The organism is Arthrobacter sp. Soil_C_60, assembly GCF_057656375.1.
In genome coordinates this window covers 67274-80849 of the sequence record NZ_JBDGKM010000011.1, presented here as the reverse complement: position 1 = coordinate 80849, position 13576 = coordinate 67274, and the positions used below count along the sequence as shown (strand labels likewise).

The window sequence follows — 13576 nt, the reverse complement described above, 5'->3', positions numbered from 1 at the left end:
AACGACAGTGCGGAGATCCCATGCCCAGCAGCGCCGACGAGAAGGCCGCCAAAAAGGCTGCCCGGTCAGTCATTGGCATTGACATCGGCGGAACCGGCATCAAGGGCGGCATCGTCGACCTGAAAAAGGGCAAACTGCTGGGCGATCGTTTCCGCATCGACACGCCTCGTCCTTCCACCCCTGGGGCAGTTGCCGACGTCGTAGCGAAGATCGTGGATGAACTCTCCTCCCGTCCGGAAGCCCCGGCGGCTGGTAGCCCGGTCGGTGTCACGTTCCCCGCCATCATCCGCCACGGGGTTGCCAAATCCGCCGCAAACGTGGACCCCAGCTGGGTGGACACGGACGTCGACGCGCTGCTCACCCGGAAGCTGGGGCGGGAAGTCCAGGTCATTAACGATGCCGACGCTGCCGGTCTGGCCGAAGCACGCTACGGAGCGGGTGAAGGGATCGGGGGGACAGTACTGGTCATCACCTTGGGGACCGGCATCGGTTCGGCCTTCATCCACGATGGCAAACTCATACCGAATGCGGAACTCGGGCACCTGGAGATCGACGGTTTCGACGCCGAGTCCAAGGCATCAGCTACCGCACGCGAACGCGATGGACTGGACTGGGATGCCTATGCAGTGCGTCTGCAACGCTATTTCTCCCATGTCGAGTTCCTGTTCTCGCCCGAACTGTTCATTGTCGGCGGCGGCATTTCCAAGCGCAGCCAGGACTTCCTGCCCAAGCTCGATCTCAATACCAAGATCATTCCCGCCGAGTTGAAGAACAACGCCGGCATTGTGGGCGGGGCCCTGCAAGCAGCGCTCAGTTTCAAGTACTTCAAGTAAGGAAAAAGGGCCCGCAGCAGCGGACCCTTTCCTTCTGTGGCGCCGGTGGCAGCCGCGGCTTCCCCTCCATGGCCGCCACCGGAAACTGTAGCGTTGTTACTGTGCCGTCAGCGGCCGCTGGTTTCCTGAGGGGCCCTGCTTTTTGGTTGCCTCCGCTTCAACCCGCAGCCGGTCTATCGCGGCTTCGAAATCCTCAAGGGAGTCGAACGCCTGATAGACACTGGCGAATCGCAGGTAGGCGACCACATCCAGGTTCTTCAGGGGCCGAAGAATGGCAAGACCGACTTCATGGGCGTCGATTTCCGCTGCCCCGCTGGACCGGATGGATTCCTCCACCTCCTGGGCCAGCATGGCCAGGTCGTCTTCGGTCACCGGGCGGCCTTGGCAGGCCTTCCGGACGCCGTTGATGACCTTTGCCCGCGAGAACGGTTCCGCCACACCGGAACGCTTAAGAACGCTCAGGCTGGTGGTTTCGAGGGTGGTGAATCGCCTGCCGCATTCAGGACACAGCCGGCGTCTGCGGATCGCCGAGCCATCGTCGGTCAAGCGGCTATCCACGACCCTGGAATCAGGATTACGGCAGAACGGACAGTACATACCGGATCCTTTCGTGGCCAGACAGCAACTGGTCAATCATAAAACTACATCTTGCGAATTACAAACGTGTGACTACTACATCTTGTGTCTTCGTCAGGCTGCCGCGGCGCCAGGAGTTACGACGGGAATCTGACGCTGACGGCATCCCCATGCGCCGGCAGGTCTTCCGCCGCGGCCAGCGAAACAATGTGCCCGCTTACTTCACGCAGCGCACGCTGGTCGTAGTCGATAATCTGGACGGCTTTCAGGAACGTTGTGACGTTGAGGCCGGATGCGAATGTGGCGGTCCCACTGGTCGGCAGGACATGGTTGGAGCCGGCACAGTAATCCCCCAGGCTCACCGGTGAATAGTTGCCGACAAATATGGCGCCCGCGTTGCGGATACGCGCGGCGATCCCCGAAGCATTCTCGGTGTGGATCTCAAGGTGCTCCGCCGCATAGGCGTCACAAACCGAAATGCCGTGCTCGACATCGTCGACCATAATCACGCCGGACTGCGGTCCGGAAAGGGCCTCGCGAACCCTGTCCGCGTGCTTCGTGCTGCCAATTTGGACAGCAAGTTCCCGACGCACGGCCTCAGCCAGTCTCTCCGATGGCGTCACCAACACTGACGCGGCGTGGGGATCATGCTCCGCCTGGCTGATCAAGTCCGCCGCGACGAAAGCCGGCTCCGCACTGTCATCCGCAAGGATTGCAATTTCGGTGGTGCCCGCCTCCGCGTCGATGCCCACCACGCTCTTGACCAGGCGCTTGGCCGTGGCAACAAAGACGTTGCCGGGACCGGTGACCACATCGACCGGGGCCAGCGCGGGACCGAAATCATTGGCGGGAACACCATAGGCAAACGCCGCCACTGCCTGCGCACCGCCGATGGCGTAAACCTCGTCAATACCTAGCAGACGGGCCGCGGCCAGAATGGTGGGATGCGGCAGGCCTCCGAAGTCTTTCTGCGGTGGTGAGGCCAAGGCGATCGAGCCAACGCCGGCGGCCATCGCCGGAACGACGTTCATCACCACAGACGAGGGATAGACCGCCAGCCCGCCCGGGACGTACAGGCCCACCCGCGAAACTGGTACCCACTTGTGCGTGACCGTGGCGCCTGCGGCGATCTCCACCGTGGCATCGGCGGGCTTCTGCGCGTCGGCAAAGACCCGCGCCCTTGCGATGGACTCCTCCAGGGCCGCACGGACCGCCGGATCAAGTGCATCCAGCGCGCGGACCAGTTCCTCCTGCGGCACGAGGGGGTGCTGCTGGTGCACGCCGTCAAACCGCGAAGCCAGTTCGGCCAGCGCCGTGAACCCGTCGCTTCGCACCTTGTTGATAATCTCCTCGACCGCATGCGAGGCAACGTCAAAAGTCGTCTCTGCCCGGGGCATGGCGGCCTTCAGTTCTGCAGTATTTAAATGGCGCCCGCGCAGGTCCAAAAGGGGAAACTGGGAAAAGGATTCAACGTTCGAAGCAGGATTCACGTCTCCATTCTACTGAGCCCGGCCCAGTCGTTTCCTGCCAGGTGCCGCGCTTGAGGAGCAGGCAGGAAAATTAGCACAACTTAACACAATGCCCCGCGCCGCCCGATGCCGAATACGCTGAACAATAATGGGTCAGGCTGTCTTCTGTCCCCGCCGAGTAGTACTGGAGAAACATTGTTGTGAGTGCCGAATCCGTAGCAGCACAGTCTGTCACGCCCGCCGAGCAACTGCTGGGAACCACCTTCCGGGAGGTCTTCCGGCGGCACGCTGCCGGAGTGGCGATTCTCACCGTTGAGTACGAGGGCAAGCCCTTTGGCTTCACGGCGACCTCGGTGGCGTCCCTGTCGGCAGAGCCACCGCGCTTCACTTTCAACATGGCCCGCTCCAGCTCATCCTGGCCCGCCGTCGCGAACTCGAACTATATTGGCGCCCATATTCTCGGCCAAGACAACCGCGGACTCGCCGACCGCTTCGCCCGCACGAAAGACCGCTTCAGCGGAGACCATTGGGAAGCAGGTCCTTACGGGGTTCCTCTTCTGAAGGATGTACATGCCTATCTGGTCGGCAAGATCCAAATGCGAGTGTCGTTCGAAAACAACGCTGTGGTGATCGTCGAGGTAGTGGAAGGCTCGCTCGGCGACGAAGCGACGCCGCTGCTGTACCATGGCGGCTCCTACATGCGCCCCAGCCCGCTCGAATACCAGATCTAAGTCCCGGAGGCGTTAGACGTCGAGGCAGGCGGGGCCCAGCAGCACCTTAAGATCCCCAAAGAGCGACGGCGTGGGGTTGACCCGGAGATCCACGCCAAGTTTCATTACTTCAACTTTCCGTGCGCTGTTCAGCCGTACCTGGACTTCGGTGGTTCCCGGGTGTGTCCGCAGCACATCGCCAAGGGAAGACACCACGGTCTCGGTCGCCTTGAAGCTGGCCATGGAAATCACCACCGGCCCGGAATGGCCATCGCTGAGGTCGGGAACCGTCAGCTCCTGGGCATTCAGCGTTACCGCGCCGTCGTCACGGCGCTGCAACCTGCCGCGGACAACGACGATCAGGTCTTCGGCCAGGATGGTCGAGATCGGTCCGTAGACCTGGCCGAAGAACATCACTTCCATGGAGCCGCCCAGGTCTTCCACTTCGGCACGGGCGTACGCGTTGCCGCTGTTCTTAGCTATCCGGCGCTGCAAGGAAGTGATCATTCCGGCAATGGTGACGATGGCACCGTCCGCCGGACCGTCCTCGCCGATGACGGAGGTAATGGTCAGGTCCGCATGCTGGCTCAGCAGACCTTCCAAGCCCTGAAGCGGATGGTCCGAGACATACAGGCCGAGCATGTCGCGCTCGAACGCCAGTTTGTCCTTCTTGTCCCATTCCGGCAGATCCGGAACTTCCACGGCCAGTCCGCCGGTGGTTTCACCGCCGTCGTCAAAGGCACTGAAGAGGTCGAACTGGTTGGCTGCCTCGTTGCGCTTGAGCACAATGACGGAGTCAACCGCTTCTTCATGGATCATGGCCAGGGCACGGCGCGGATCGCCGAGCGAGTCGAACGCGCCGGCCTTGATCAGCGATTCGATGGTCCGCTTGTTGCAGACAACCGCAGGAACCTTCTGCAGGAAATCGCTGAACGAACTGAAGTGCCCCTTCTCCTCGCGGGCGGCGACCATGGCATGGACCACGTTGGCGCCGACGTTGCGGATGGCGCCCATGCCGAACCGGATGTCCGTGCCGACCGGGGTGAAGTTCAGGCTGGATTCATTGACGTCCGGCGGAAGCACCGTAATGCCCATGTGGCGGCACTCGTTCAAGTACATCGCGAGCTTGTCCTTGTCGTCACCGACGGAGGTCAGCAGCGCAGCCATGTATTCGCCCGGATAGTGCGCCTTGAGGTACGCCGTCCAATAGGACACGACGCCGTACGCGGCCGAGTGTGCCTTGTTGAAAGCGTAGTCCGAGAACGGGAGCAGGATATCCCACAGTGTCTTGATGGCTGCGGCGGAATAGCCGTTGTCCTGCATGCCCTTTTCGAAGCCGGCGTACTGCTTGTCCAGCTCCGACTTCTTCTTCTTGCCCATGGCGCGTCGCAGAATATCTGCCTGGCCGAGCGAGTACCCGGCCAGTTTCTGCGCGATCGCCATAACCTGTTCCTGGTAGACGATCAGGCCGTAGGTACCGCCCAGGATTTCGGCCAGCGGCTCCTCAAGTTCCGGGTGGATAGGAGTGATCTCCTGCAGCCCGTTCTTGCGCAGCGCGTAGTTATTGTGCGCGTTAGCGCCCATCGGACCGGGGCGGTACAGCGCAAGCACCGCGGAAATGTCTTCGAAGTTATCCGGCCGCATGAGCTTGAGCAGGGACCGCATCGGGCCGCCGTCGAGCTGGAAGACTCCCAGGGTGTCGCCGCGTGCCAGCAGGGCGTAGGAGTCCGGATCATCCAGTGTCAGGTCCTCAAGCACCAGCTCGAAGTCCCGGTTCATCTGGATGTTTTCCAGCGCGTCCGTGATGATCGTCAGGTTCCGCAGGCCGAGGAAGTCCATCTTGATCAGGCCGAGGCCCTCACAAGTCGGATAGTCGAACTGCGTAATGACCTGGCCGTCCTGCTCACGGCGCATGATCGGGATGATGTCGATCAGCGGATCCGAGGACATGATCACACCAGCCGCGTGGACGCCCCACTGCCGTTTCAGGCCCTCGAGTCCGAGCGCCGTTTCGAAGACCTTGGCTGAATCCGGATCCGACTTGAGCAGTTCCCGCAGCTCTTCGGCCTCGCTGTAGCGTTTGGCCTCCGGATTGTGCACATCCTGCAGCGAAATGCCCTTGCCCATGACGTCCGGCGGCATCGCTTTGGTCAGCCGCTCACCCGTCGAGAAGGGGTAACCCATGACCCGCGAGGAGTCCTTCAGCGCCTGCTTGCCCTTGATGGTGCCGTAGGTGACGATCATGGCCACCCGCTCGTCGCCGTACTTCTCGGTGACGTACCGGATGACCTCCGAGCGGCGCCGATCATCGAAGTCGACGTCGAAGTCAGGCATGGAAACACGGTCCGGGTTGAGGAACCGTTCGAAGATCAGACCGTGCTTGAGCGGATCGAGGTCCGTGATGCGCATGGCGTATGCCGCCATTGAACCGGCACCCGAACCACGGCCCGGTCCCACCCGGATACCGTTGTTCTTGGCCCAGTTGATGAAGTCGGCCACGACCAGGAAGTACCCGGGGAAGCCCATCTGGGAGATGACGCCGACTTCGTAGTCCGCCTGCTTGCGGACGTCGTCGGGAATACCAGCCGGATAGCGGTAATGAAGGCCCTTCTCGACCTCCTTGATGAACCAGGACTCCTCGTTCTCGCCTTCCGGAACGGGGTACCGCGGCATGTAGTTGGCCTGGGTGTTGAACTCGACGTTGCACCGTTCGGCGATCAGCAGTGTGTTGTCGCACGCCTCCGGGTAGTCGCGGAAAATGGCCCGCATCTCGGCCGGAGATTTCAGGTAGAACTCATCGGCGTCGAACTTGAAGCGTTTGGGATCGGCCATCGTGGAGCCGGACTGGACGCACAGCAGTGCCGCGTGGGCCTTCGCATCCTCGGCATGTGTGTAATGCAGGTCGTTGGTCGCCACCAATGGCAGCTGCAGCTCGCGGGCCAACTTGAGCAGATCCGCCTGGACATTGCGCTCGATGTCCAGGCCGTGGTCCATCAGTTCGCAGTAGAAGTTCTCCGGCCCCAGGATGTCCCGGAAATCCGAGGCGGCCTGCATCGCTTCCTTGTAGAGCCCAAGCCGCAGCTTCGTCTGCACCTCGCCCGACGGGCAGCCCGTGGTGGTGATCAGGCCCTTGCCGTAAGTCTGCAGCAGGTCCCGGTCCATGCGGGGCTTGTACAGGTACCCCTCCAGTGACGCCAGCGATGACATGCGGAACAGGTTATGCATGCCCTCGGTCGTCTCGGCCCACATCGTCATATGCGTATATGCACCGGCGCCCGAGACGTCGCCGCGGCCACCGTCGCCCCAGCGGACACGAGTCTTGTCCGACCTAGCCGTGCCGGGCGTCAAATAGGCTTCCACCCCGACGATCGGCTTAATGCCGGCGTTGTTGGCCTTGTTCCAGAAATCAAAGGCGCCAAAGACAAAACCGTGGTCCGTGGTGGCCACGGAGTCCATGCCGAGTTCATGGGCATGTTCGAAGAGGTCCGTCAGGCGGGCTGCGCCATCGAGCATGGAGTATTCGGTGTGGTTGTGGAGATGTACAAACGAATCAGTACCGGAAATCGAGCTAGTCACAGTTGCCACCACTTCATTCTAGGCGGGCACGTCTCATGCCGCGGTTCCGCCGTCGTACAGATCAGACCCGGTGTTCGGCCAGTGCATCAAGTGCATAGGCCAGATCCTGGGGATATTCGCTTTCATACTCCACCCATTTGCCGGTGACCGGATGGTCGAAACCGAGTTTCTTGGCGTGGAGCCATTGTCTGGTCAGGCCCAGTTCGGCCGCGAGCTTCGGGTCCGCCCCGTACGTCAGGTCCCCGGCGCACGGGTGCCGGAGGGCGGCGAAATGGACGCGGATCTGGTGTGTCCGCCCCGTTTCCAAGTGAACTTCGACCAACGAAGCCTTTCCGAACGCTTCAATCACCTTGTAGTGGGTGACCGAGTTCCGCCCGTCCTCCACGACGGCGAAGCGCCAGTCGTAGCCTGGGTGCCTGCCGATGGGTGCGTCGATGGTTCCTTCGAGCGGGTCAGGCAGGCCCTGCACCAGTGCATGGTAGACCTTATCCACCGTACGTTCCTTGAAGGCCCGCTTGAGCAGCGTGTATGCGTGCTCTGTCTTGGCCACGACCATGACTCCCGACGTGCCGACGTCGAGCCGGTGCACAATGCCCGCACGCTCGGCCGCCCCGGACGTGGAAATCCTGTATCCCAGTGCGGCCAGTGCACCCACCACCGTGGGGCCGACCCAACCGGGCGAGGGGTGGGCGGCCACTCCCACAGGCTTATCAATCACGACGAAGTCATCATCGTCACCGAGAACCTTCAAATCTTCCACCTCTTCGACGACGATCTCCAACGGATCCCGCTCTTCGGGTCTGCGGATTTCAAGTTCTCCGGCCTCCGGCAACCGGTCTGATTTGCCCAGGACTTTGCCGTTAAGCCTGACATTGCCCGCTGTGCACAACGCCGCAGCCGCCGAACGCGATATGTCCAGCAGGCCGGCTATGGCGGCGTCGGCGCGTTTGCCCGAAGTCTCCGGGTCAAGGGAGAACTGGTGAAGCTGATCAGGCACCGCGCTGCTCCGGGCTGCCGTCTTTCGGCGGCTGTTTTCCGGACGGTACGCGTTCGCCGTCGATGCCAATACCCATGAAGGTCAGAATGCACCAGAGAATTACGCCGCCGACCACAGCAGAGTCCGCGATATTGAAGATGGCGAAATTGGGGAAGGCGATGAAATCCACCACATGGCCTACACCGAAAGACGGTTCCCGGAAGAGCCTGTCCGTCAGGTTCCCCAACGCACCGCCCAGAAGCAGGCCGAGGGCGACGGACCACCAGGCCGAACGGACCTTGCGTGCGTAGAAGATGATGGCACCGGACACCAGGACCATCACTATCGTAAAGACCCAGGTGTAGTCCTGGCCGATCGAAAACGCCGCGCCGGAATTGCGGATGAAGTGCCAGTGCAGCAGCGGGGGCAGCACCGGAATGATATCGCCCTCCGTCATGGTGCTGACGACCCACCATTTGGTCAGCTGATCGAAGAGGTAGGCAAACACGGCGCAGCCTGCCAGGATCAGGACAAAACCAGCGCTACGTCGGCTGCGGACACCGGTGTGCTGGCTTTCAATGCTGCTGTCCGCGGGCTGGTCCGCGGAAGATGGTTCAGACATGATTCTTTTCTAACGGCAATAGCGGATGGCGGCACGGAAGCCTGCTAAAGAAATGGCCGGTGTCAGGGAACCCCCGGCACCGGCCATCCTTACCCTTGAACAAAGGGCTCAAAACTGGGTCAAGCTAAGGACTCTAGCTCTCCTTGACGTCCGGAGTCGCAAAGGATCCGCGGGCTTCCAGATCGCGCAGCTGGCCTTCGATGTAGGCCTTGAGGCGTGAACGGTAGTCCCGTTCGAAGCCGCGCAGCTGCTCGAGCTTGCGCTCCAGTACAGCCTTCTGCTGCTCCAGAGAGCCCAGCGTCTTGCGGCTCTTCTCTTGTGCATCGTTGACGAGAGTGCTCGCTTCCATCTGAGCTTCGGCAATGATCTTGTCGCGCTGCTCGACGCCGGCGTTGACATACTCGTCGTGAAGCTTCTGCGCCATAGCCAGAACACCCGCAGCGGACTCGGCAGTGGCTGTGTGGCCGCCACCCGCTGCTGGAGCGGCGGGAGCCGGAGCACTGACCACCGGAGCAGCGGCCGTAGCGGGAACAGCCGCTGCAGGCTTCTCGCGCTTAGGCTCTTCCTTGACCTCCTCCTGCGGCTCCTCTTCCTTGGCCGGTTCGGCCTTCGGAGCGGCTGCAACAGGGGCCGGGACGTTACCAGCGGATGACTGGCCCGAGGTGGCTTCGCCGAGCTTCTTACGGAGCTCGTCGTTTTCCTGGTTCAGCCTGCGCAGTTCTACGACGATTTCATCAAGGAAGTCATCGACCTCGTCCTGGTCGTATCCTTCACGGAACTTCGTCGGTTGGAACCGCTTGTTGACAACGTCTTCTGGCGTCAGAGCCATGTGGTCACCTCATACTGGTTCTTGTGGATCATGATTTCGTGCCAATGCACTCATGACAACGGTAGCGAATAATCGCCATGACGATTTACATTCACTAGGGATATCTGAATCAGAGTATATCTTTTCGATCTTGAAAACTAACCGCGTCTGGAGCAGGTCAGTCCCTAGGCAAGGCCTGCAACGATGAACAACGCAATGCTGGTCAGAATGAAGAGAACCAGGAATGCCAAGTCCAACGCAAAGCCGCCGATGCGCAGCGGCGGAATCATCCGTCGCAGTGCCCTAAGCGGTGGATCAGTCACAGCATAGATGGCCGATGCAGCCACCAAGGCGACGCCACGCGGGCGCCATTGCCGGGCAAATGTCTGGACAACATCAAAAACAATGCGGATAATCAGCGCCAGCTGGAACAGCATGAGCACTAAATACAGCAGAGCAAAAATAATGGACACGCGGGTTCCACGATTCCTAGCGGTAGACGAGCAGTTAAATGAGCATACTGCCGTATGGGCAGGATGCTCCGCTAGCTCTGGTTGAAGAATGTCGCCTGGTGGTCGCTGGCCTGCTTATCCTCGCCAAGCACTTCCATGGTCGACGGCGAGAGCAGGAACACCTTGTTGGTGACCCGTTCAATGCTGCCATGCAGTCCGAAAACCAATCCGGCCGAGAAGTCAACCAAGCGTTTGGCATCGGCCTCGCCCATGTCGGTCACGTTCATGATCACGGGAATGCCGTCACGAAAGCTTTCACCAATGATTTTCGCGTCATTGTAGGAACGGGGATGGACTGTAGTGATCTGGCGCAGCACGGATGACTCCTCACGGGACGACGGGGCACGCTTGATCGGCGTAACGGGAGCACGGTATTCCTCCGCCACCGGTTTCACGGGCGACGGCGCGCTCTCCACCCGGCGCTCCTCACGGCTCTGTTCCACACGCTGGTCCTCGTCCCGATTCTGGGGCTCCCTGTTCAGCGACTCGTTTTCCTCGGACTCGTAGTGCTCGTCACCGTCGGCGAGCCCAAGATAGATCATTGTCTTGCGCAAAGCGCCGGCCATGGTTAGCTCCTATCGTGTCTTCAACACTGCTCTCGCCAAAAACGCTACCTCAAAGCAGGTCTCGGTCCGAGGACATCTGAGCCGACACGCAGGTGTGTCGTACCGGCCGCTATGGCCGCCTCCAGGTCCTGGCTCATGCCCGCCGAGACCATCCAAGCGTCCGGAAAAATTTCGCGCAGCCTGGCCGAATAATCCATTAACCGGTCAAAGGCGGGAACCGGGTCCGTTCCAAGCGGCGCAACGGCCATCAGGCCGCCCAGCCGGAGACCACTTGCTGCATCAATGGCGCGCGCGAGTTCCTCGATCTGTTCGGGTTTGGCGCCTCCCCGAGGACCGGCTGACTCCCCCGCCTCGGGTACATTCGTGCGCTCATCGAGATCGACCTGGATCAGGCACAGCAGTTCCGGCCGCGGAGGTTGGTTGGCGGCACTGCGGCGGTCCTGCTCAACGGCCATCGCTTTGTCCAGAGCACCGATCAAAGAGGAACGGTCCACCGAATGCACGGCGTGCGCATACCGCACCACAGACTTGGCCTTGTTCTTCTGCAGCTGCCCGATGAAGTGCCAGCGAAGGGACTCGCCCGCCGCCGTATCCGCCAGCTCCGCCGCCTTATGCGAAGCTTCCTGGTCCCGGTTCTCCCCCACGTCCCTAACACCGAGTGCCGCTAGTGCGGCCACGTCGGCGGCGGGAAAGAATTTCGTCACCACAATCAATTCGGGGGCAGGACCGGTGCGTCGGGCAGCAGCAGACTCAATCCTCATCCGCACCTTCGTAAGGTTCCGGCGAAGCTCCTCAGTCCTGTCTCTATCAGTCATGTTCCCTCCATACGAGACCGGCGAAGCGGCCTGTCTGCGGATTGCGCCGGTAGGAGAACAGCCGGGAATCCTCGATGGTGCATCCACCCAGCCGCCGCGTTTCCACGTCCAGCGTTTCCAACTGGACCGCCGCGCCGGCCGGCAGGTCCAAAGCCGGCGTTCCCCAAGAAGTTTCAGAATATAGCTGCGGCAGTTGCTCGCAGGATGCTGCCCTCATGTGCCCGGGGACCTCGTAACAGCGTCCGCAGATCGAGGGGCCAATCCACGCCCGGATGTCCGACACTCCCGCGGCCCGCAGTTCGGACACAGTGTTCACCAAGACCCCATCCAGCAATCCCCGCCTGCCCGCATGCGCGACGGCGGACGCTTGTCCTCCACCCGAGGCGGAACCCACGAAGACGACCGGCAGGCAGTCGGCCACCATCACCGCAAGCGGCACGTCCGCCTGGGGTGACACGAGCGCATCAATTTCCGTTTCCCGCGGAGGCGGCGGCTGTGCTGTCGACGCCATGCCCACGTTGGCGGAATGGACCTGGTTCATGAAGCGCAGCGAGCCCGGCACCATACCGAGTTCGCCTTCCAACGTTCTGCGTCTGTTCTGGACAGCCGCCGGCACATCGCCCACGTGCAAAGCAAGATTGCCGGCAGCCTTGTCAGTAAACGCCACCCACAGGCCGTCGCCGACCTGTTCACGCCACCAAAGCACTGCCGGCAATCCTGTCTGTTGTCGCGTTTTCAGTTCTATTTGAGGAAATCCGGGACGTCCAGGTCATCGGTGCGGCCGGCCGTCAGGTCGGGCTCGACCACGGCAGGCAGATCTACATCGAAACCTGCATCCGCCGGAACGTCGTAACGCTGTGGCATCTGCCCCCAGCTGCCGCTGGAAGCTGCAGGCGCCGCTGCCGGGACCTGTGCGTGTTCGGCAGGCTGGGACGGCGGGACGGCCGGCGCTGCCGGGGCGTTCGCGGGCTTCTGCGCAGGCTGCGCTGCGGACGTAACATCCACCTGGTCAAAACCCGCGGCGATCACAGTGACGCGGGCCTCGTCGCCGAGGGCATCGTCGATGACCGCACCGAAGATGATGTTCGCCTCCGGGTGGGCCACTTCCTGCACGAGGCGGGCGGCCTCGTTGATTTCGAACAGACCAAGGTCCGAGCCGCCTTGGATGGACAGCAGGACGCCGTGCGCACCGTCGATGGATGCTTCCAGCAGCGGCGACGCGATGGCCAGTTCGGCTGCCTTGACCGCACGGTCCTCGCCGCGGGCGGAGCCGATACCCATCAGGGCCGAGCCGGCGCCTTGCATGACGGACTTCACGTCAGCGAAGTCCAAGTTGATCAGGCCAGGCGTCGTGATCAGATCGGTGATGCCCTGGACGCCGGACAGCAGGACCTGGTCGGCCGAGCGGAAAGCGTCGAGCATCGACACGTTGCGGTCGCTGATGGAGAGCAACCTGTCATTGGGAATCACGATCAGCGTGTCCACTTCATCGCGGAGCGTCTCGATACCACTTTCGGCCTGGTTCGACCGCCGACGGCCCTCGAAAGTGAAAGGACGGGTAACGACACCGATGGTCAGCGCACCCAAAGAACGCGCGATACGTGCCACCACCGGAGCGCCACCGGTACCGGTGCCACCGCCTTCACCGGCAGTTACGAAAACCATGTCGGCGCCGCGAAGCACCTCTTCGATTTCCTCAGCGTGGTCTTCGGCAGCCTTGCGGCCAACTTCCGGATCAGCGCCTGCGCCCAGTCCACGCGTAAGTTCACGCCCCACATCAAGCTTGACGTCTGCATCGCTCATGAGCAGAGCCTGCGCATCAGTGTTGATGGCAATGAACTCCACGCCGCGGAGCCCTACCTCGATCATTCGGTTGACGGCGTTCACTCCACCGCCGCCGATGCCGACGACTTTAATGACGGCCAAGTAATTTTGCGGTGCTGCCACGTCCTGTGTCCCTTGTTCGAATCTGTGCACTGATCAATTCCGCCAGGCCGGAGCGGACACCGGCCCAATGGTTCACTCGGTAACCTTAACCCTCAACTTGAGGGTTAGAGTTATGTCAAGTAACTTCTATTCCGAGACGCTAGGCGTATCCCCGGCCTCATGCAAC

Annotated in this window: 13 protein-coding genes; 2 read left to right on the top strand and 11 right to left on the bottom strand. The window is 61.6% G+C overall.

Annotated features, from left to right (window positions below):
* Positions 1-20 precede the first annotated feature (20 nt).
* Positions 21-833 carry a polyphosphate--glucose phosphotransferase gene (gene ppgK, locus AC3A4M_RS18995; protein ID WP_498737699.1) on the top strand — a complete coding sequence of 271 codons (813 nt, stop codon included), beginning with the start codon at positions 21-23 and terminating at the stop codon, positions 831-833.
* Between the two features lie 96 nt (positions 834-929).
* On the opposite strand, the gene nrdR is transcribed toward ppgK, so the two are convergent.
* A complete protein-coding gene (gene nrdR, locus AC3A4M_RS18990; RefSeq protein WP_498737697.1) occupies positions 930-1430 on the bottom strand; it encodes a transcriptional regulator NrdR in 501 nt (166 codons plus the stop codon).
* Positions 1431-1546: 116 nt separating this feature from the next.
* Entirely contained in the window at positions 1547-2899 is a 1353-nt protein-coding gene (gene hisD / locus AC3A4M_RS18985) for a histidinol dehydrogenase (RefSeq protein ID WP_498737695.1), read from the bottom strand.
* A gap of 179 nt (positions 2900-3078) precedes the next feature.
* Here hisD and AC3A4M_RS18980 point away from each other — a divergent pair, with 179 nt between their 5' ends.
* Entirely contained in the window at positions 3079-3609 is a 531-nt protein-coding gene (locus tag AC3A4M_RS18980; RefSeq protein ID WP_498731774.1) for a flavin reductase family protein, read from the top strand.
* A 12-nt stretch (positions 3610-3621) separates the two neighbouring features.
* Here AC3A4M_RS18980 and dnaE read toward each other — a convergent pair whose 3' ends face one another.
* The 9 genes from dnaE to ftsZ all read right to left on the bottom strand — a co-directional run bounded on the left by dnaE (position 3622) and on the right by ftsZ (position 13410).
* Positions 3622-7164 carry a DNA polymerase III subunit alpha gene (dnaE, locus tag AC3A4M_RS18975; RefSeq protein WP_498737821.1) on the bottom strand — a complete coding sequence of 1181 codons (3543 nt, stop codon included), beginning with the start codon at positions 7162-7164 and terminating at the stop codon, positions 3622-3624.
* Between the two features lie 61 nt (positions 7165-7225).
* The gene (locus AC3A4M_RS18970; RefSeq protein WP_498731772.1) at positions 7226-8161 is read right to left on the bottom strand and encodes an RluA family pseudouridine synthase; all 936 of its coding nucleotides are present in this window, start codon (positions 8159-8161) and stop codon (positions 7226-7228) included.
* Complete coding sequence (lspA, locus tag AC3A4M_RS18965; RefSeq protein ID WP_498737694.1) at positions 8154-8762, bottom strand: signal peptidase II; 609 nt, start codon at positions 8760-8762, stop codon at positions 8154-8156. Before lspA ends, AC3A4M_RS18970 begins: the two co-directional genes overlap by 8 nt.
* Before the next feature lie 133 nt (positions 8763-8895).
* Positions 8896-9591, bottom strand: a complete 696-nt coding sequence (locus AC3A4M_RS18960; protein WP_498737693.1) for a DivIVA domain-containing protein — start codon at positions 9589-9591, stop codon at positions 8896-8898.
* A gap of 164 nt (positions 9592-9755) precedes the next feature.
* Complete coding sequence (locus AC3A4M_RS18955) at positions 9756-10043, bottom strand: YggT family protein (RefSeq protein WP_074702604.1); 288 nt, start codon at positions 10041-10043, stop codon at positions 9756-9758.
* Between the two features lie 71 nt (positions 10044-10114).
* On the bottom strand, positions 10115-10648 hold the full coding sequence (locus tag AC3A4M_RS18950; protein ID WP_498636838.1) for a cell division protein SepF: 534 nt from the start codon (positions 10646-10648) through the stop codon (positions 10115-10117).
* 44 nt (positions 10649-10692) lie between these two features.
* Positions 10693-11463 carry a YggS family pyridoxal phosphate-dependent enzyme gene (locus tag AC3A4M_RS18945; protein WP_498737691.1) on the bottom strand — a complete coding sequence of 257 codons (771 nt, stop codon included), beginning with the start codon at positions 11461-11463 and terminating at the stop codon, positions 10693-10695.
* Positions 11456-12169: a purine nucleoside phosphorylase YfiH/LACC1 family protein gene (locus AC3A4M_RS18940; protein ID WP_498737690.1), complete on the bottom strand. Its 714-nt coding sequence runs from the start codon at positions 12167-12169 to the stop codon at positions 11456-11458. The genes AC3A4M_RS18945 and AC3A4M_RS18940 overlap by 8 nt, the downstream gene beginning before the upstream one ends.
* A 35-nt stretch (positions 12170-12204) precedes the next feature.
* Entirely contained in the window at positions 12205-13410 is a 1206-nt protein-coding gene (ftsZ, locus tag AC3A4M_RS18935) for a cell division protein FtsZ (RefSeq protein WP_498636843.1), read from the bottom strand.
* Positions 13411-13576: the final 166 nt, after the last annotated feature.

Excerpts from the sequence above, each read along its gene's own strand:
- lspA (WP_498737694.1), bottom strand. The coding sequence starts at position 8,762 with ATGTCTGAACCATCTTCCGCGGACCAGCCCGCGGACAGCAGCATTGAA.
- AC3A4M_RS18945 (WP_498737691.1), bottom strand. The coding sequence starts at position 11,463 with ATGACTGATAGAGACAGGACTGAGGAGCTTCGCCGGAACCTTACGAAG.
- AC3A4M_RS18950 (WP_498636838.1), bottom strand. The coding sequence starts at position 10,648 with ATGGCCGGCGCTTTGCGCAAGACAATGATCTATCTTGGGCTCGCCGAC.
- ppgK (WP_498737699.1), top strand. The coding sequence starts at position 21 with ATGCCCAGCAGCGCCGACGAGAAGGCCGCCAAAAAGGCTGCCCGGTCA.
- AC3A4M_RS18960 (WP_498737693.1), bottom strand. The coding sequence starts at position 9,591 with ATGGCTCTGACGCCAGAAGACGTTGTCAACAAGCGGTTCCAACCGACG.
- nrdR (WP_498737697.1), bottom strand. The coding sequence starts at position 1,430 with ATGTACTGTCCGTTCTGCCGTAATCCTGATTCCAGGGTCGTGGATAGC.